This window comes from Bacillus sp. FSL R5-0286 (assembly GCF_038593245.1).
Taxonomy (GTDB): domain Bacteria; phylum Bacillota; class Bacilli; order Bacillales; family Bacillaceae; genus Bacillus; species Bacillus altitudinis.
In genome coordinates, this window is sequence record NZ_CP151977.1 from 3085079 (window position 1) to 3103828 (window position 18750).

The 18750-nt window shown below is 39.4% G+C and carries 15 protein-coding genes, 1 other RNA gene and 1 pseudogene; 3 read left to right on the plus strand and 14 right to left on the minus strand.

The window, feature by feature from the left end; all coding sequences use genetic code 11:
- Window positions 1–102: 102 nt before the first annotated feature.
- The 8 genes from aspA to NST24_RS16055 form a co-directional block, all read right to left on the minus strand.
- Window positions 103–1548: an aspartate ammonia-lyase gene (gene aspA, locus NST24_RS16020; RefSeq protein ID WP_007500224.1), complete on the minus strand. Its 1446-nt coding sequence runs from the start codon at window positions 1546–1548 to the stop codon at window positions 103–105.
- A gap of 16 nt (window positions 1549–1564) precedes the next feature.
- Window positions 1565–2842, minus strand: coding sequence for a cation:dicarboxylase symporter family transporter (locus tag NST24_RS16025; RefSeq protein WP_007500222.1), 1278 nt, complete (start codon window positions 2840–2842; stop codon window positions 1565–1567).
- A 271-nt stretch (window positions 2843–3113) separates the two neighbouring features.
- Window positions 3114–3281 (minus strand): hypothetical protein, encoded by a 168-nt coding sequence (locus NST24_RS16030; RefSeq protein WP_164071253.1) that lies wholly within the window; start codon window positions 3279–3281, stop codon window positions 3114–3116.
- Entirely contained in the window at window positions 3278–5713 is a 2436-nt protein-coding gene (locus NST24_RS16035) for a heavy metal translocating P-type ATPase (RefSeq protein ID WP_178929886.1), read from the minus strand. The genes NST24_RS16030 and NST24_RS16035 overlap by 4 nt, the downstream gene beginning before the upstream one ends.
- Before the next feature lie 84 nt (window positions 5714–5797).
- Window positions 5798–6004 (minus strand): copper chaperone CopZ, encoded by a 207-nt coding sequence (copZ, locus tag NST24_RS16040; RefSeq protein ID WP_096881859.1) that lies wholly within the window; start codon window positions 6002–6004, stop codon window positions 5798–5800.
- 83 nt (window positions 6005–6087) lie between these two features.
- Window positions 6088–6393, minus strand: a complete 306-nt coding sequence (locus tag NST24_RS16045; protein ID WP_008358331.1) for a metal-sensing transcriptional repressor — start codon at window positions 6391–6393, stop codon at window positions 6088–6090.
- Window positions 6394–6490: 97 nt separating this feature from the next.
- Window positions 6491–6946 carry a DUF6376 family protein gene (locus NST24_RS16050; protein WP_138279010.1) on the minus strand — a complete coding sequence of 152 codons (456 nt, stop codon included), beginning with the start codon at window positions 6944–6946 and terminating at the stop codon, window positions 6491–6493.
- Window positions 6947–7200: 254 nt separating this feature from the next.
- Window positions 7201–8799, minus strand: coding sequence for a histidine kinase N-terminal 7TM domain-containing protein (locus NST24_RS16055; RefSeq protein WP_178929885.1), 1599 nt, complete (start codon window positions 8797–8799; stop codon window positions 7201–7203).
- Between the two features lie 239 nt (window positions 8800–9038).
- Between NST24_RS16055 and NST24_RS16060 the strand changes: the two genes are divergently transcribed.
- The gene (locus NST24_RS16060) at window positions 9039–9275 is read left to right on the plus strand and encodes a hypothetical protein (RefSeq protein ID WP_058336930.1); all 237 of its coding nucleotides are present in this window, start codon (window positions 9039–9041) and stop codon (window positions 9273–9275) included.
- A gap of 52 nt (window positions 9276–9327) precedes the next feature.
- Here NST24_RS16060 and NST24_RS16065 read toward each other — a convergent pair whose 3' ends face one another.
- Window positions 9328–11601: a CDP-glycerol:glycerophosphate glycerophosphotransferase gene (locus NST24_RS16065; RefSeq protein ID WP_045034044.1), complete on the minus strand. Its 2274-nt coding sequence runs from the start codon at window positions 11599–11601 to the stop codon at window positions 9328–9330.
- A 656-nt stretch (window positions 11602–12257) separates the two neighbouring features.
- Between NST24_RS16065 and NST24_RS16070 the strand changes: the two genes are divergently transcribed.
- A complete protein-coding gene (locus NST24_RS16070; protein WP_249116285.1) occupies window positions 12258–12488 on the plus strand; it encodes a hypothetical protein in 231 nt (76 codons plus the stop codon).
- 5 nt (window positions 12489–12493) lie between these two features.
- Here NST24_RS16070 and NST24_RS16075 read toward each other — a convergent pair whose 3' ends face one another.
- Together NST24_RS16075 and NST24_RS16080 are read right to left on the minus strand one after the other, a co-directional pair.
- Entirely contained in the window at window positions 12494–12985 is a 492-nt protein-coding gene (locus NST24_RS16075) for a hypothetical protein (RefSeq protein WP_249116286.1), read from the minus strand.
- A gap of 110 nt (window positions 12986–13095) precedes the next feature.
- The gene (locus tag NST24_RS16080) at window positions 13096–13299 is read right to left on the minus strand and encodes a hypothetical protein (RefSeq protein ID WP_072367934.1); all 204 of its coding nucleotides are present in this window, start codon (window positions 13297–13299) and stop codon (window positions 13096–13098) included.
- 1199 nt (window positions 13300–14498) lie between these two features.
- Here NST24_RS16080 and NST24_RS16085 point away from each other — a divergent pair.
- Window positions 14499–15178 (plus strand): annotated as a pseudogene (locus NST24_RS16085) (site-specific integrase); the annotation flags it as partial.
- Between the two features lie 71 nt (window positions 15179–15249).
- On the opposite strand, the gene ssrA reads toward NST24_RS16085, so the two are convergent.
- From ssrA to rnr, 3 genes are all read right to left on the minus strand, one after another.
- Window positions 15250–15612: a transfer-messenger RNA gene (ssrA, locus tag NST24_RS16090) on the minus strand.
- A gap of 180 nt (window positions 15613–15792) precedes the next feature.
- Window positions 15793–16263, minus strand: a complete 471-nt coding sequence (gene smpB, locus NST24_RS16095; protein ID WP_342461985.1) for an SsrA-binding protein SmpB — start codon at window positions 16261–16263, stop codon at window positions 15793–15795.
- 139 nt (window positions 16264–16402) lie between these two features.
- Window positions 16403–18742 (minus strand): ribonuclease R, encoded by a 2340-nt coding sequence (rnr, locus tag NST24_RS16100; RefSeq protein ID WP_024719828.1) that lies wholly within the window; start codon window positions 18740–18742, stop codon window positions 16403–16405.
- Between the last annotated feature and the right edge of the window lie 8 nt (window positions 18743–18750).

Genomic DNA, 18750 nt, shown 5'->3' on the forward strand with positions numbered 1-18750 from the left:
TAATAATTGACGATAGTATACTATGTGAGCTTCAGAAAAACAAACAGTCCATGAAAAAACGCACACCGGACATTTGTCGGTGTGCGCTTCTCATGATGCCGCTTAATCTTCTAAACGATCCTTTTCTAAAAGTGATGCACCAGCAATACCTGGTTTCGTCATTTCAAAAGGATTTAAGATGATATCAAGCTCTTCCTCTGATAACACATCATTTTGCAGACAAAGCTCACGTACAGATACGCCTGTAAGTATCGCTTCTCTCGCAATTCGTGCAGCAGCTTCATAACCAATATGCGGATTGACCGCCGTCATGACACCAGCACTCTTTTCTACATATTCTTTTAATCTAGATTCATCTGCTTTTAGGTCACGCAAGCAGTTATCGACAAAGGATTCAAATACATTTTTCATCATACTGAGAGACTGTAGTAAGTTGAATATTAAAACTGGCTCCATGACGTTCAGTTCAAGCTGACCAGCCTCTGATGCAAGGCAGATCGTGTGGTCATTTCCAATGACTTGGAATGCCACTTGGTTCATGACCTCAGGCATCACTGGGTTGACTTTCCCTGGCATGATAGATGAACCTGGCTGTCTTGGCGGCAAGTGCAGCTCACCAAAGCCTGCTCTAGGACCTGAAGCCATCAAACGAATATCGTTTGCCATTTTGGACATATTCATCATACATACTTTCAGTGCAGCTGATACTTCTGTATAAGCATCTGTATTTTGCGTAGCATCGACCAAATCTTCTGCTCCAACTAACGGCAATCCGCTAATGTCAGCTAGATAACCAACTACCTGGCGAATATATTTAGGATCAGCATTCAGTCCTGTTCCAACTGCTGTTGCGCCCATATTGACTTCATATAAATGCTGTCTAGACTGCTTGATTCGTTTAATATCACGAGCAAGAACCTTTGCATATGCACTAAACTCTTGACCAAGTCTGATTGGAACAGCGTCCTGAAGATGCGTACGTCCCATTTTGATGACATGATCGAATTCTTGCGCTTTTTCTGTCATGACTTGATGCATGTTTTCCATCGTATAAAGTAGTTTTTCAATCATATTCAATGTTGAAATATGAATCGCTGTTGGGAAAACGTCGTTTGTTGACTGCGACATGTTCACATGCGTGTTTGGACTTAGCTCAGTATAAGCGCCTTTTTCCTTTCCTAGTAGTTCAAGCGCTCTGTTTGCAATGACTTCATTGGCATTCATATTCATTGAAGTGCCAGCCCCGCCTTGAATTGGATCGACAATAAATTGATTGTTCCATTTTCCTTCAATAACCTCATCTGCGGCTTGAACAATTTTTTCTCCAAGACCAGCATATAGTCGCTTTGTATCCATATTTGCAAGTGCGGCTGCCTTTTTGACAATCCCTAATGCTTTGATGAGTTCCTCATGAACATGGTAGCCAGTAATTGGAAAGTTCTCTACTGCACGTAATGTTTGAATTCCATAATACGCTTGAGTGTCTACTTCCTTTTCACCTAGAAAGTCTCGTTCGATACGAACTTGCTTGTCCTGTAGCTTCGTCATTTGAAAAGATCTCCTTTTACGCTGCTTTTGTTTGTTGTTTTAATTCCTCAATATACTTCTTCGATTTCTCTTGATCAAACACTTTTTCCCACTTAGACATGACAATGGCTGCAAGTGAGTTACCAAATACGTTAACAGTTGTACGAACCATGTCAAGGATACGGTCGATCCCAACGATGAAGGCAAGTCCTTCAAGTGGAAGTCCCATTGCTCCAAGTGTTGTGATCACAACAACGATCGATGCACCTGGTACACCAGCCATTCCTTTTGATGTGAGCATTAAGATTAATAGTAACGTAATTTGCTCATAGATGGAAAGAGGCATGCCGTACATTTGTGCAACAAATATGGCGGCAATGGATTGATAGATGGCACTTCCATCTAAGTTAAAGGTATAGCCTGTTGGGATAACGAACGACGTGATCGCTTTCGGGCAGCCGAACTTCTCCATTTTATCCATAAGTCTAGGCAGTACAGCTTCTGAACTTGCTGTTGAGAATGCAAGAATGATTTCTTCTTTTAACACTCTAAATAGTGTAAAGACGCTTGTTCCAGCTAATTTTGCGATAATGCCAAGTACGACAATAACGAAGAATGCCATTGTGCCGTAAACGACAAGTACCAGTTTACCTAGCGGGAGAAGCGCTCCGACCCCGAATTTGATCACCGTCACACTGATGAGCGCGAATACACCAAATGGTGCAAACTTCATCACTTTATTGGTCACCCAGAACATCGCTTCGAGGATGCCCTCAAAAAATCCTAACACTGGTTTTCCTTTGTCTCCAACTGCTGCAATTCCTAATCCGAATAACACTGTAAAGAAGATTGTTGGTAATAGATCACCTTCTGCAATGGATTGGAACACGTTTGTTGGCACAAGATGCACAATCGTTTCAGAGAAACTAGCTTTTTCGGCAGAAGACTTAGATGTCTCTTCATATTTAGAGATATCGCCTTTCTCCATGTTGCTCATATCAATTCCTGTACCAGGATGGAAAACGTTTGCTGCAAGCAGTCCAACTGCTAATGCAATCGTTGTCACAATTTCGAAGTAAAGAATCGTTTTCCCACCGAGTCTTCCGATGGTTTTCATATCGCCTACACCTGCAACGGCTACAATCAATGCAGCAATAACAATTGGAAGAACGATCATTTTAATTAAGTGGATGAATATATCGCCAATCGGCGTTAACACATTAATAACGGTTTCATTTTGATAAAATAGTGCTCCTACGACAACACCCAAAACAAGTGCGATGAGTATTTGAGAAGCTAACCCTAACTTTTTCATACGTGGACCCCCTTTTTTTGATAACGCTTTCTTTGTTGCCTAATCGCATCTTAACGATGAACCTACAAAAAACGACAAAAAGGAACAAAAAGAAGTGAATTTTTTATGAAAAATCTTTTAAAAGGTGGGTTTTTCCACAAAATTGTAAAAAAAAGACTTCGCTTTTGGCGAAGTCTCAGCTTGTTGAGAAGAGCTAAAATGAACATTATTTTAGCTCTTTGTGATAGAAATCCATTGAAGTCTAGAAAGGACGAGCACCGAAGCGCAGGACTTACACCGAATGCGAGGACTTCGCTTCTGACGAAGTCTCATGCTGCATATGATCAGCTGGCGGCTCTTGAAGAGGAGAAAGTTCGACATAAACCGCATAGCCTATCAGTACAATGGCTACATAAATCACAGCACTCAACGTCCACACCCATTTGACATTCAGCTTCATTTTGCCACACCCTCTCTGACAGGTTTCAATCGCTGTAATCTTAGTGCGTTCAGCACAACCGATACAGAACTAAAGGCCATTGCCGCTCCTGCAAGCCATGGTGCCAGGAACCCAAATGCGGCGACTGGTATGCCAATACAATTGTAAGCAAGTGCCCAAAATAGATTCTGTTTAATGTTTCTCATCGTTTTTCTGCTAAATTCAAGTGCATCTGCAATGGCATGGAGATCTCCAGTCATGAGCGTAATATCTGCCGCTTCCATGGCAACATCTGTACCTGTTCCGACAGCCATTCCGATATTTGCTGTTGCAAGGGCAGGGGCATCATTGATGCCGTCTCCAACCATCGCCACTTTTTTCCCTTGTTTCTGAAGCGCTGCAATATGAGCCGCTTTTTCCTCTGGAAGAACTTCAGCGATGACATGATCTATGCCTGCCTCACTCGCAATCGCTTCTGCTGTGCGTTTGTTATCTCCTGTCATCATCACGACGTGAATCCCTTGCTCTTTGAGACGAGCGACCGCTTGAGAAGAAGACGATTTGATTGTATCAGCAACGGCGACAATACCTGCTGGCTCGCCATCAATGGCAATGAGCATCGCCGTTTTTCCTTGTTCTTCGAGCTCAGTCACAACTGCTTCTAGTGCTTCGCAGCTGATATGATGTTTCTTTAGGAGTTTCCGTGTGCCAATCAAAAGCTCATGTCCTGCAGCTCTTGCTTCAATTCCATGACCAGGATCTGCTTGAAAAGCTTCTACCTCAACCGCTTGGAGACCCCGGTTCTTCATGCCTTCTGTGATCGCTCTGGCAAGTGGATGCTCTGACTGCTGTTCTGCCGATCCTGCTAACTGAAGCAGCGTATCTTCTGTCCAATTGGCAGACGCGATCACATCTGTAAGACTCGGCTCCCCTTTTGTCACAGTCCCTGTTTTATCTAGTACTACTGTATCTAGTGATTGGGTTACCTCTAAGTGTTCTCCGCCTTTAAACAGAATACCTGATTCAGCTGCCCGGCCGCTGCCTGCCATAATAGAGGTCGGTGTAGCAAGGCCAAGCGCACAAGGACATGCGATGACGATGACTGCTATAAAGGTTTCAAGGGCTGCTGTCACATTTCCTGGATCAACAAAGATATACCAAATCAGAAAAGTGAGCACAGCCAATCCTACAACAATGGGGACAAATATCCCTGAAATTTGATCTGCCATTCTTTGAATTGGTGCTTTTGAGCCTTGCGCTTGTTCGACGACTCGAATGATTTGTGAAAGAGCCGTTTCTTTTCCTACTTTTGTTGCTTTCACTTTCACAAATCCATTTTTATTGATGGTTGCCCCAATGACTGTATCTCCTTTGATTTTATCAACTGGCAGACTTTCTCCTGTAATCATCGATTCGTCGATCGCTGTTGTTCCTTCGATGATTTCTCCGTCTACCGGGACTTTTTCACCCGGCTTGACGAACACAAGATCATTCACTTTCACTTCAGAAATAGGAACGGTCATTTCTTTCCCATCTCGCTCTATCACAGCTTCTTTCGCTTGTAAGCCCATCAGTTTTTGAATCGCTTCTGATGATCTCCCTTTCGCTCTTGCTTCCATTAACTTTCCGAGCACAATCAACGTAATCAGCACAGCACTCGTTTCATAATAGAGGGCCGCCTCATGTGTGCCATGCACCGCTGACTGAATACTTTCATATAAACTATAGAAAAAAGCAGCCGATGTCCCTAGTGCCACAAGGACATCCATATTGGCACTTTTATTTTTCAACGCTTTATAAGCACCTACATAAAAAGGCCAGCCGACAATGAACTGGACGGGCGCTGCTAATGCGAGCTGAACCCATGGATTCATAAACGCTTCTGGCAGCCAAATAAACGATGTGAAAGAAAAATGACTGACCATTGCCCAAAGAAGAGGCAATGACAAAATCATCGAGAACAAAAAGCGTGCCGTTTGTTTCTCAATCGCTGCTTGGCGATGGTCTTTTTTCCCTTCCTCTGCATGCTCTTCGGCTGGTTCGGTTAATGAATATCCAATGGATTTCACAGCCTCTTTTATGTCACTTGGAGATATTTTCCCTGGATGATATGTCACCTGAAGTGACTCAAGCGCAAAGTTCACTGATCCTTGATCAATACCATCCATCCGGTTGACTTTTTTCTCAATTCGGTTTGCACAAGCCGCACATGTCATTCCCTCTATATCAAATTCGGCTTGCTCCATCACCACATCATAGCCAAGAGATTGAATTTTTTGTTTTAGATCCTCTGTTGTGAGTTGTTCTGTTTCATACACAATGTGGGATGTTTCAAGCGCAAAATTCACACTGGCGTCGTCCACACCTTCCAACCTGTTCAAGCCCTTTTCAATGCGGCCTGCACAGGCGGCGCAAGTCATTCCCGTAATTTGAAAATCAATTTCTTTTTTCATTTATCTCACCTCTCCACATACTCCATGGGGGTATTGTTATTTTTAAAAAAATACGTGCTGTCTTATGCAGCACGTATGCTCATTTTATACGACATCATATCCCTGTTCTTCAATGACATCAGAGATCTGGTGTAACGTGATTTGATCTTGGTGAAAGGAAACCTCCACCTGACCCTTATCTAAATGGACTTTCACAGATTCAACACCTGCTAATTCTCCTACATTTCCTTCGACTGCTTTTACACAATGTCCGCAAGACATGCCTTGCACTTGTAGTGTTGCTTGTTCCACTTCTCATCGCCTCCATCAATCATTTTCTAATTTTACTATACCCTAGTAGGGTATCATTGTAAACATAAATGATCCGCTTTTTGCTACGATTTTGTCAGCTTCGTGAAGACATTCATTAACTCCTCAATGGCTTCATCCCCATTACCGCTCTTAATGGCATCCGCTACGCAGTGATGTGTATGCTTTTCCATTAATTGAAGACTCACTTTTTTTAAAGCTGCATTGACAGCAGAAATTTGATTCACGACATCTATGCAGTAACGATCGTTTTCAATCATTTGCTGAATCCCTCGCACTTGACCTTCCACTCGTTTTAAGCGATTGATTAATTGATCTTTTTCCTTCTCAGCTCTAGGCGAAGCGATATGTCTTTCTTCATGTTCTGTCATCTGATCACCTTTTTTCTATCATACTTGTGTTACATTCAATTAAAGCATATCTTCACCTGAAAAGGCAAAGATATGCTGTGATCACCGTTTACTTACCCTAGTTTGTTAGTTGTTCAATATCTTGCAAAAGGCTGACCGATTGCTGAAGCTGCTTCATGAGCCCTTGTTGATCCTCTAAAATAGCTGCAGCATCGAAGTTGTCCATTTTCAATTGCTGTAAATAGGTTTGAATCTCCTCTGACAGCACTTTATTTTTCTCTATGATTTGTGCATGCAGGTCTTCTGCTATTGATGGGGCTGTGAGTTCATTAAATTCTTGAATGTCTGCTTTCAATGATTCCAGTTGCTGCGTCAAATCTGTTCTTTTGGCAGCATCTTGTACAGCTTCTTCCGCAAGCTGTGGAAAATCCTCTGTGAATTGCTGAATATCCGTCACATACTCATTTGCCTCTGTGACATATGTCGTTGTATCGTTCACTTGGTCTAGCAGCCCTGAACATCCACTTAACAAAAACGTACCGGTAAATAGAAACGCCATCACATATTGTTTCAAGATCCATCATCCTTTCATCTGTATGTTGAAACCCCTCATTTGTCCAGCTTCCAACCACACAGATGCAAAAAGATCTTAAAAAAAGCCAGACCTTTGCCTCATGTGTGATAGGCAAAGGTCTGGCTAACATGTTCATGCCGGAATGGCCGAGAAACAACGGATGTTTCTGTAATGACGACCAAACCGTAAAAGCTACTCCCCTTTAGGAAACCGTTCAAATGTTATGTTTATCATATCTAAATGAAGGACAACAGTCAATGAGAAGCAGGCGGAAGATCCTGCTTTTGGTATAGCATATAGTCCGAACCAGTTGATGCATAAATCCGATTACGTCCTTGGCGTTTTGACATATACAAGGCTTGATCTGCCTCAAATAGAAGCGTTTCTAATATAGAGGGATCATTCGCTGTATGGGCGACGCCAAAGCTTGCTGTCACTCTTACTTTTTTCTCATCTGTCTGAAAGAAACTCACTTCAAATGAATGTCTCATCTGTTCCGCAATATGACATGCCTCTTCAAATGAATGATGCGGCAGACAAATGGCGAACTCTTCTCCACCATATCGGCCAAATAAATCAGCCATCTTCAAATGCTGCTGACAAATGGACACAACATGACGCAACGCCTCGTCTCCAATATGATGTCCATGCGTATCATTGATTTGTTTAAAGAAATCAATATCAAATAGCAATATCGCAGTATCCTGCGCATCCTCTTCCAATAACATCTGCGTTCGTTCAATAAAGGAAGACCGATTGAAGATATTCGTCAAACCATCAATATATGCTCGACGCTCCAGCTCTTCCTGCAATAGTCGCTGCTCCGTAACATCGCTGATCACAATTTGCCTGCCCTCGACTTCGCCTCTTCTATTAAAAAGAGAAGAAGCAGTGAGATGATAATAGAAGGGCTGCTCTTTTTCCCACATTAAATCATACTGTGAATGATCCTTCGGAGAACGCAGCCACTGTATAAACGCTGGCTCTTTGATGATCCCTGAGAATATATCATCGATTTTATAGCCGATTCCCTTTTTAGCGAGCACAGGAATGATCAATGCAGCCGCAGGGTTATAATCAATCAGTGTTCGGTATCGATCCAATAGAAGAACACCTTCTGACATATGTTCAAACACACGCTCCATCGCAATGGGAGAGAGCTTAAAGAGATGAAAAGACATAATCGCCCATAAGTAGAGTGCGTTGGTTAAAAACATCACCACTGGTACTGGGTCAATGTGAAAAGGCGTGACACCTAATAAATAGATAAAAGAGGTCGTGATCGGCAATAATATTCCAACGAGCAAGATCAGAACCTGTTTCAAATATTCTTTCTTCACACGTAAAAACCAAAGCAGCATAAAAATAGCGAGCATAGAACAGCCAAATGTATAGACCCCATGAATGATATACCAATAACCAATGGTAAAATCAGCTAATAAAAACCCGTCTACTGTATTCATCGTGATGCTTCGGTAAAAGAGTGAATGAAAAGAGTTGGTGAACACCAGAATGGTGGTTAAAATTGGAATCAACAAGAAGAGAAGCACGCGGCTCTTTGTTACATATTGATGGAAACCAGTAAACTGCAGCACAATCATCAGGCTGAACGGTGCAATAAACGGAAGACCTATGTATTGAAAACTAACCCAAAATGTAATTTCTTGAGGGGTGCGCGCCAATAATTCAAATGTATGTCCAAAAATATAAATCGCAGTTGCTCCAGACATATACATAAACAATTGACAGCCAATATACCGATGGCGATTTGCATGAGCAATGATTGATAATATTACGGACAGAATGCCAGAAACACTCATGATCACAATAAAATGTAAAACAATCGAATCCATGTAAACGCCCCAATTTCAGTTATTTAGAACTAGTCTAATCTTACTATATATGAGGACGTCTCAAATGGGAAGATGTGATTTTGAATTGGTTGGCGGTTTTTTGGAAAGCGTTCGTCATTTTACTAGTCGTGGCGCCCCATCTATTCATTACTTCTTACTTAATTTAAAGATAAAGCATATTGTTGCAAGTGAAATATCTGTACAATGTGGAGATGAATGAAAAGGAGGCTTGAAAGGAAATGACTTTTTTGATCATCATGGCAGGTTTGTTTATGCTGATTCTTTTAGAGAAGCCATTTCAGAAGAAACGATCTGAGCTGTTATTTTTAATGAGTTATTTACTGCTGCTTGCGGTTTATGTGATTCAGACAACATTTGTGGAGATCATGTCGGATGGACTTTTGATGATGATAGCGGTGATTGTGGTTTGTCCTTTGTTTGTTCGAATGATCCAGTCTTTTCAGAGGAACGCTTGACTTAGTAATAGAAAAAACCTCTACTTGCCCCATCGCAAGTAGAGGTTTAACTTTAATGATTACGAGTAAATACTTCCTTCACCACTCGTTCACTTGCTTTTCCATCTTCTAGTGAACAGAATCTTTCATGGAATACATCGTATTTTTCCTTGTAAGCATCTTTTACGCTTTCAATGTTCTGAATGCTATGAAGCACTTCTTCAGACGTATACAATAACGGACCTGGCAGATCTTTTTCGACATCAATATAAAAACCTCTCAGCACATCTTTGTATTTATCAATATCATACGTAAAGAAAAGAATCGGCTGCCTTAGGTTTGCAAAATCAAAGAATACAGACGAGTAATCCGTGATAAGGATATCACTTGAAATATATAAATCATTGATATCATTATATTTAGAATAGTCAAAGGCAAACCCTTCAAATCCTGTTAAATCAATATTATCCGAAATGAAATAATGCATTCGTAAAATGATGACATATTCTTCGCCTAACTTTTCTTTTAACAAATTTAAATCTAAAGTGAGATTAAATTTGTATTGCCCTGCTTTATGAAATTCATCATCTCTCCATGTTGGAGCATATAAAATGACTTTTTTATCAGCAGGTATACCAAGCTTCGATTTAATCTTCACTTTATCTGCTTCTGTAAAGTTTTTCAGAATATCATTTCTTGGATAGCCATATGTTAATATTTTTTCTTTCGGATACATAAATGCACTTTCGAAGATTTTTTCAGAATATGGGTTTGCTGCAATTAGGTAATCCCATTTTCGAGATTGTAAATAAAATTCTTTTTTATAATCTGGATTTGCAGATACTACATTATCCATATCAAATACTAATTTCTTAAGTGGTGTACCATGCCATGTAGATAAGATAATTTGTTCATCTTTTTTATAAAGCGACTTTGGCTGTCTCATGTTTAAAACAAAATATTTTGCCACTGTGACATAGTAAAAATAGCTCCAGCTAAATCGCTTAATTACTTTAACGTTCTTGTGCTGAAATTCTTCTTCATTTGCCACCATTTCTTTATCATTCAGAATCCAAACATGCTTCCATTGATTTGGCTCATGCTCAAGAAGATATTTAAATATAGCCTTAGGGCTATCCGAATAGTTTCTTCCTAAAAAGCTTTCATAGACAATGGTGTTAGGTTTAATAGGTAATCTTGAGAAGAATAATTGTTGAACGATTCTTTGTCTCGCTCTCTTCTTTTTCGGTTTTATGCCCTGATACAGATTATAATAGAGAACTCTCTTTTTACTCAGACGATATGCCTTATGATAATTCCCGACCTTAATTGCATTAATTTCTTTTGAATGTCTTCTCTTCAGTTTGATTGGATTTGACTCTGCATTCAAAATGGTCTGACAGGACTGATAAATAGGCGTTAAACGTTGAATGCCCTCTTTAAACAATGGGCTTTTTACAACCTTATATAAATATTGGCTAATCGCTTCAAGCTTCACTTGTTTCACTAAAGCCAAATCGTCACATTGTTCGATTGATTTGCTTAATGTTCGGAACATTTCTTCAAATCGATGATCCTGTTCTTCCTGGGAAAGTGAAGGGAAATTGATAGGATCGTTATGGATCAGCTTATAGTATAGACAAATTGATGTTTCCAAAATAGAGAATGCATCTTGATAAATTTTCATTAAGAACGGAATATCACTATACAATGGTGCGCTTTCATCAAACTGTATTTGATTGTTCAACAAATATTTCTTTTGAACAACGAACCCATGTGATTTTAATTGATAAGAAATCTTCTTAAAGAACTTTTCTTTTGCAATTTCATGATAATGAGCTGATACAACGTTCTCCTCAAAAAGCATCTGCATGACTTCGTTTTCATTTGCATCAACATTTAATTTTTTCAAAACATGACTTAAGTTATCCAACGTATCATGCTGATACAAAGCCTGCTTCTTTTCCTTTAATGTTGTGTTTCTGTCTACAATTGTCTTTTTCACTTTCAGCTTAAAAACATTCAATTGTTCTTGATCAATGATTTGCTTTGCATATATCAGCGCATTGGGATGTAAGAAATCATCAGCATCTAAAAATAAGATGTACTCTCCTTGAGCTTCTTCTATGCCTTTATTTCTACTAATGCCTGCATTTGTATGAGGTCCCATATTGATTGTTCTATAATTAAAAGTATAAGGCGCTAATATTTCTTCTAGGTGTTGACTATCTTGATGAACCAAAAGTACTTCGAAATCTTTAAAAATTTGATCATCTAAACTTTTCATGCAGTTATCAGTATACTTTTTATTGGTATCCTTATAAGGAATAACAATAGTAAATAACATAAGATCCCTCTTCCAAATTTTATATAAACAACAATGTTTGATCTTTTCATCACTTAATATGATTTAAAAAACAATAAATATTATAACAAAAACGTGTTTTTATTCAAAAAAAAGATTCGTCTAAAAAGACGACTCACTAGAAATTCGTTTATCCAAAATGTTTTCATCTATACTTCTATGATACAACAATTTATCATACTTAACATAAAAAAACCACTGTTCTAGCCGACTTGAAATAAAAATAATAAGAACGTATTTTGTCTGTATGATAACATCCAGTTTTGTTTAAAATTCAGATTGTTTAAGTTTCTAATAGCAAAGAAAAATGACGCTTTGACGGTGGGAGTCTATTATATGCACTTGCTATGGTTTTAAAAATTGTACAATGCTTTATCTAATAGGCCTTTTGTGTATGTGACATGTGTACAATTAAAACGATAATTTTATGTTTTCGTTGCCAAAATACTGTTTAAAATCAAGTTATTTACAATTAAAAAAAGGGATGATTAATATGAAAGATATTCATCCGGGTGGAAACCGTGAAAGACCATTAAAGTTGGTGGATAACTTCAAAAGAATTCTGTAATAGTCCTTCTGCTTGAAGAGCTATTTATTCCTTTTATAATCAAACGTAAGTTCTGTCTGAGGGGTAATTTATGACTGACCTTGAACGGAGGCTATACAGGATCATATATAATATGAGCAGGTTCAGAAAGAATCCCTTGATGGATGACCTTAAAAGGAAAATAGGTAAAGATGAGCCGGCGATTCGTAAGGCGATTAAAAATCTTGTGTCGAGAAATGAACTTAAATGGGATAAAAAAAGAAGGAATGACAGTTTAAATAAAAGAGAAAAGCCGCCCAAGTGGACGACCAATTTGACATGATATTCTTATTGAGCAGGAGCAACTTTGGCTACTTTTGCACCACAAGTTAGCATGAATATAAACACAACGGTAGGATGAATTGCTACGCCCATAAGACTAATAGCACCTGCTACCGCAACCCAATCTCCCTTGTCTATTGATTTTTGTAGATGCTTTAAAGAACCTTTAGCGATCCCAGCTGCATCTTCAATACATCGCGTAACAGTGTTGCTTTTAGTGGTAACATCTTTATTCATGTTTTTTGCAAAAGCGACCATTCCATCTTTCACTGCATCTGAATAAGATGAATTTGCAAGCTCTTTCTCATTAATGACGAAGCCCTTTTCATCAGAAACTATAATCTTTGTGAAGATGTATTCAACTTCTTTTAAAGACTTCTCAATTTGCTCTTCTGTCAAACCTTCTAATCCTGAACTTTGTGTCTTTGCAGATGCAGCTGGAGCAAAGGCAGTCACAGCTAGAACTAATGCTAACATTAAAAAAACCAATCTTTTCATATTAACTCCCCCTTTTAAATTCACTTTTACTTTATCATGTATTTTTAGAAAATAAAGGGTTTTAAGGGAGAGTTAAAGGCTTTTTGCAAAAGTCGACATTTTGCGACAAATTAACCCCACATAAATAGAAAAAAGAATGATAGCGCCCAAGTAATTAAACCAAGCATTACAAAAAATTTAAGGAAACTCTCGTACTTTGTAAGCGGACGTTCCTTCTTTAATTTCGACAAGCGCCAATGAAGAGCATAACCAGAGAACACCAGAATTAATTGACCAATTCTTGATACTTCTTCTAATATATCTATACCATTCATTATAGTTCACCTCCACATCAGAGAAAAATCAAACAGTCCACACGTTAGGCTTTTAATGATGTTCTAACATGTCTTCAATTTATTATCGCAAATATCCCTTCACTTTCCAATATTTATGTAAAAATAAGCAATAAGAAGCATGATACTTGCTAGATGGAACATTACTTTTGTTACTTGATTTGCGATATACCTAGAAAATATGGCAACCATCCATTAAAAGCTCTGCGGTGGGAAAAACTAGGCGGCGTGATGGTTTATGTTGTTGTGATCTTTGGAAGAAAGTCTTCCGGCGTTTGCAACCTAAGCATTTTATATTTTTCCATCATCTTTTCCATTTTGAATCTTGTTTTTTCCTCATCGAACTGCGGAATGTCTAAACTTGTTTGGTTCGTGATAATCCCCCTTAAATTTTGCGCATAGCCACTTTGGCTCTTTTTAACCGCTGCATGTTTTTTGCCCTATCAACTCTCTTAAATCTCTGTCAGTGAGCTTCTGCGGCTGTTTTTTAGTTTCTCCTTCTTCATGTTCATCCTCCTCCGTTCAGACAAATAAAAAACGGACACCAACCAGTACCCTTAAGGGGTGTAGATCAGTGTCCGCGGGCTATCCGTCTTGGACTATTTCAATCAATCATGTCGCTCAATCTAAATACATTGAAACCATACAAACATTCACAAATTATGAGGATTTGTTATTTTCTTCTTCAAGATCTTTTATGCATACCTCAACCATTTCCTCTATAAAAGAAAATCTGCCCTTATTGCCTGAAAAGAAAAAAATAATGCTAATTAAAACAAAAACAATTGATAACAATATTAATATATAAACCATAATGCTAATCAAAGATTGATTAGCTTCAGGTATATTAAAGTAGTTAATAACAGCTTCCTCCCTAATAACAAAAACAAATAAAGATCCTGAGATTAATGTAGTTAATGTCCGCTTGATTGTTGAAGAATTCCCCTCACTATTTTTAGTCCTTACGTATGCCTTAAGCATCCTCAGTTTAGTTAAATCATGCTTAGTATATGCTAATATTTAACTACGGAAGTAATCTAAATTTCCAATAAAATTTTCTTTATCAATTTCTTTATTTCTAGTTTCACTTAGAATTGGATTATTTAACCATTCATAAATATTTTTAGGTTGTTTCAGATGTTCTGTGTTAATTTTAAATAATGAGTGTTTAATAAATGCATACATTATCAGCCGTATTCAACTTTTCAGCGAAGTATTATGGTACTGAGAATAACCCGCGAAAGTAGTTAGTAATTTTGAAGTAACTGTTAATAAAAGGTTGAATTGTTGGGCGTTTGAAGAGTTTAAAACATTTATAAGTATGGTGGACGATCCATTGTATAAAACATTCTTTTCCACGCTTTATTTTAGCGGAGCAAGAAAAGGAGAGTTGCTTGCCTTAACATGGGCTGATGTCAATTTTGAAGAAAATTATATAGACATTAATAAAACGGAGTACAATAGAGAAATTACCCCTCCAAAAACATCCGCATCGATAAGAATTATTTTGATGCCAAATCAAGTGATGGATCTATTAAAAGGCATAAAAAAAGACGCTGAAAAAATAGCGCCAGTTAAAAATAATTATAGAGTTTTTGGAACGTTTTACGATAGTATAGCTACCAGCACTATCGACAGACGTTATGCAAAATATTTAAAAGAATCGAATGTCAGAAAAATTGTTATTCACGAATTCAGACATTCTCATGCATCATATTTAATAAATAAGAATTGTAATCCTTTGGTGCTAGCCAATCGTTTAGGGCACTCAGATGTTGCAGAAACTTTAAACACTTATAGCCATCTGTACCCTTCCAAACAAAAGGAAGTTGTGGCTTTCATGGAAGAAGAAATTTTCTAAAATTGCCAAAATGATGCCAGAACCATATCAAGGGCTTTCAAACCCTTGATACGACTGCATTCTAAAAGTTTTGATGGAGACGGTGGGAGTCGAACCCACGTCCAGAGACATCGATTACTTAAGCGTCTACGAGCGTAGTCAACATATTTCGTGTTCACTCATCCTCATGCCTGCTGACGGGCGCTTGGAGAGCTAGTCTGATGGATCTCTTCTTACGTCCTCAGACGAAAACGTAAGCGTAGCCTACTTCATTGGGCTCCTCACAGACACATAGGCGATGTCAGGAAGAGCTCGCTGCGCTTATTAGGCAGCTAGTGCTAAGTTTTGGTTAAAACTTTTAGTTTTGCCAGTTACATTTAGGTGCGTGTTAACGAGATCGCCTCTCGGCTCGCAGCCTAAGCTCGAACCATCCCTGTCGAATCCGTAACGTCCCCTTGTAAAAGGGATATACGGGATGGAAACGTTCTTTCGCTTAACTGCTTCCGTATATGACTATTATAACAATCTCATCGCTCGAAACAACTGGTGGTTTCTGTAAAAAACGACGATGATTGTTTACTGCATAACATATTGTAGCATAATGCTTCCGCTCTCAGCAAGCCATCTGCATGCGTCTAGAATTGCTTTTGCCGGTCACGGAAAGCACGCTCGATTTCACGTTTCGCATCTTTTTTCTTCAGATCTTCACGTTTATCATATTTTTTCTTCCCTTTACCGACTCCAATTAGCACTTTGGCAAAGCCATTTTTCAAATAGAGTTTAATGGGAACAAGTGAGTAGCCCTCTTCCTTTGTCGCACCAAACAATTTACTGATTTGTTTGCGGTGAAGTAGCAGCTTTCTCGTTCTGAGCGGATCATGGTTATAACGGTTCCCCTGCTCGTATGGGCTTACGTGCATATTGTGAAGAAACACTTCTCCCCGTTCGATTTTGGCAAAGGAATCTTTTAAATTCACTTTTCCTGCTCGAATGGATTTGATTTCAGTTCCTTGTAATACAAGGCCGGCTTCGTATGTTTCTTCTATAAAATAATCATGATTAGCTTTTTTGTTTTGGGAAACAACCTTTCCCTCTCCCTTTGGCATTGGCGTACACCCTCCTTTTGACACAGACACGGTCCAAATCGTACGGATTATTTTATCAAACAATCCAGCTTTCGACAATGCTGATGCCACGTGGTCAAAAAGCAAATAGAGCATGGTGCCCTATTTGCTTTTTGTCACGTTACTTTTTCTTTTTGCGCTTTTGTTTCGGTGCGTTATCAAATACGCGTTTTTTCTTTTTCTTCTTTTTACGACCTGTAAACCAGTCGCCGCCTTTATCCTCTTTGCCTTTTTCCCCAGAGGCCTTTTGACCTCCGCGTCCTTTTTTGGCTGGTGGATCTGTCCGTTTTTTGAACTTGAAGTCTTTTGGTGATTTACGGCGAGTGCCTTTCATCCCGACGATTTCAAAATCAATGGAATGCTCATCTTTATTCACACTCACCACTTTGACAGTAATTTCGTCACCGATGCGATATACATTCCCTGTCCGCTCACCGATCATGGCAAAGTGCTGTTCATCAAAACGATAGTAATCGTCAGTCATGTAGCTCACATGGACAAGACCTTCTATCGTATTCGGCAGTTCAACGAATAGTCCGAAATTCGTGACGGAACTAATCATACCATCAAACTCTTCACCGATTTTATCAAGCATATACTCTGCCTTTTTCAGGTCATCTGTTTCGCGCTCAGCATCAACAGAGCGGCGCTCCATTGTAGATGCATGATCTGCGATTTCTGGCAGCAGTTGGCCCCACTTTTCAAGGGTCGCTTCGTCTGTCTTTTTCTCTATTAAATAGGTTCTGATCAGCCTATGCACGATTAAATCCGGGTAACGGCGGATCGGTGATGTGAAGTGTGTATAGAATTCCGTTGATAATCCAAAATGTCCAATGCTTTCTGGATCATACTTCGCCTGTTTCATCGAGCGAAGCATCACAGTTTGAATGACGACTTCTTCCGGCTGATCACGGACGGCATCAAGTACACTTTGAAGTGCACGCGGGTGAATGTTCGTTGACGTTCCTTTCACAATGTAACCAAACGTCGTCACGAACTCTAAAAAGCGCTGAAGCTTCTCAGGATTTGGTTCTTCGTGAATTCGGTAAATGAACGGAACATTCATCCAGTGGAAATGCTCGGCAACTGTTTCGTTTGCCACCAGCATGAATTCTTCAATTAGTTTTTCGGCAACAGAACGCTCACGAATGACTACGTCTTTTGCTGCGCCTTCATCATCTACAAGCACTTTTGCTTCCTTGAAGTCAAAATCGACTGCTCCACGCTCCATTCGCTTGTCACGCAGAATTTCTGCAAGCTTCTCCATCTCTTGGAACATTGGTACTAACGGCTCGTATTTGTCTAAAAGCTCTTCATCTTGGTCAACTAAAATCTTATTCACATCGGAATAGGTCATTCTTTCCGTCGTTTTGATCACACTTTGGAAAATTTCGTGTTTGACGACTTTCCCACTTCGATCAATGATCATTTCACAAGAGAGTGTGAGACGATCAACCTTCGGATTCAATGAGCATATGCCATTTGACAGGCGATGAGGAATCATTGGAATAACGCGGTCGACAAGATACACACTCGTTCCGCGCTCATAGGCTTCCTGATCAATCGGCGAATTCTCTGTAACATAATGAGAAACGTCTGCAATGTGCACGCCGAGCTTATATTTGCCATCATCGAGCTTTTGCACGGTTACCGCATCATCTAAGTCCTTTGCATCTGCACCGTCAATCGTCACGATCGTTTCATTGCGCAGATCACGCCTGCCCTCTAAGTCTTTTTCATCGATCGTTTCAGGTGTGTCTACTGCCTGCTGGAGCGCTTCTTCCGGAAACTCACCTGGTAGACCGTGTTTATGAATAATCGACAAAATATCGATGCCAGGGTCATTTTTGTGACCGAGAATTTCCGTCACTTCACCCTCTGCGCTCATTCTTCCTTCTGGATAGCTTGTCAGCGTGACAACGACTTTATGACCTTCAACCGCTCCGTTTTTAGCGGATTTCGGAATGAAGATATCGTTTGTGATTTTTTTATCATCAGGAATGACAAAACCAAAGCTTTTCGTTTCTGTATAGGTACCGACAACCGTCTGAGTATTACGCTCCAGAATACGGATGACCGTTCCTTCTTTTTTGGTGCCATTTGATTTGTGGCTGACACGAACCATGACGGTGTCGCCATTCATTGCTGTGCCTAGCTCATTTGGCGGAATGAAAATATCATCCTGTCCAAACTCTTCTGGGGTCACAAATGCAAATCCTTTTGCATGCGCAGACAGCTTCCCTTTGACCAAGTTCATTTTTTCCGGTACACCATAGCGGTCGCTGCGGGTACGGACGATCAGTCCCTGATCCTCTAATATCACAAGTGCTTTGACGAGCTCTTTATAATCATCTGGATTGGTAATTTCCATCATGACTTCTAATTCCTGTACCGTTAATGGTTTGTACGCCTCTTCTTGCATAAACGCAAGTAATTCATCCATAAATTCTTCTTTTTGCACACTCTAAC

Coding starts and splice junctions, on each gene's coding strand:
- NST24_RS16080 (WP_072367934.1), bottom strand. CDS start 13,299: ATGAATGGTATAGATATATTAGAAGAAGTATCAAGAATTGGTCAATTA.
- NST24_RS16030 (WP_164071253.1), bottom strand. CDS start 3,281: ATGAAGCTGAATGTCAAATGGGTGTGGACGTTGAGTGCTGTGATTTAT.
- NST24_RS16070 (WP_249116285.1), top strand. CDS start 12,258: ATGACTGACCTTGAACGGAGGCTATACAGGATCATATATAATATGAGC.
- NST24_RS16035 (WP_178929886.1), bottom strand. CDS start 5,713: ATGAAAAAAGAAATTGATTTTCAAATTACGGGAATGACTTGCGCCGCC.
- NST24_RS16045 (WP_008358331.1), bottom strand. CDS start 6,393: ATGACAGAACATGAAGAAAGACATATCGCTTCGCCTAGAGCTGAGAAG.
- NST24_RS16025 (WP_007500222.1), bottom strand. CDS start 2,842: ATGAAAAAGTTAGGGTTAGCTTCTCAAATACTCATCGCACTTGTTTTG.
- NST24_RS16055 (WP_178929885.1), bottom strand. CDS start 8,799: ATGGATTCGATTGTTTTACATTTTATTGTGATCATGAGTGTTTCTGGC.
- smpB (WP_342461985.1), bottom strand. CDS start 16,263: ATGCCAAAGGGAGAGGGAAAGGTTGTTTCCCAAAACAAAAAAGCTAAT.
- NST24_RS16075 (WP_249116286.1), bottom strand. CDS start 12,985: ATGAAAAGATTGGTTTTTTTAATGTTAGCATTAGTTCTAGCTGTGACT.
- NST24_RS16065 (WP_045034044.1), bottom strand. CDS start 11,601: ATGTTATTTACTATTGTTATTCCTTATAAGGATACCAATAAAAAGTAT.
- NST24_RS16060 (WP_058336930.1), top strand. CDS start 9,039: ATGACTTTTTTGATCATCATGGCAGGTTTGTTTATGCTGATTCTTTTA.
- aspA (WP_007500224.1), bottom strand. CDS start 1,548: ATGACGAAGCTACAGGACAAGCAAGTTCGTATCGAACGAGACTTTCTA.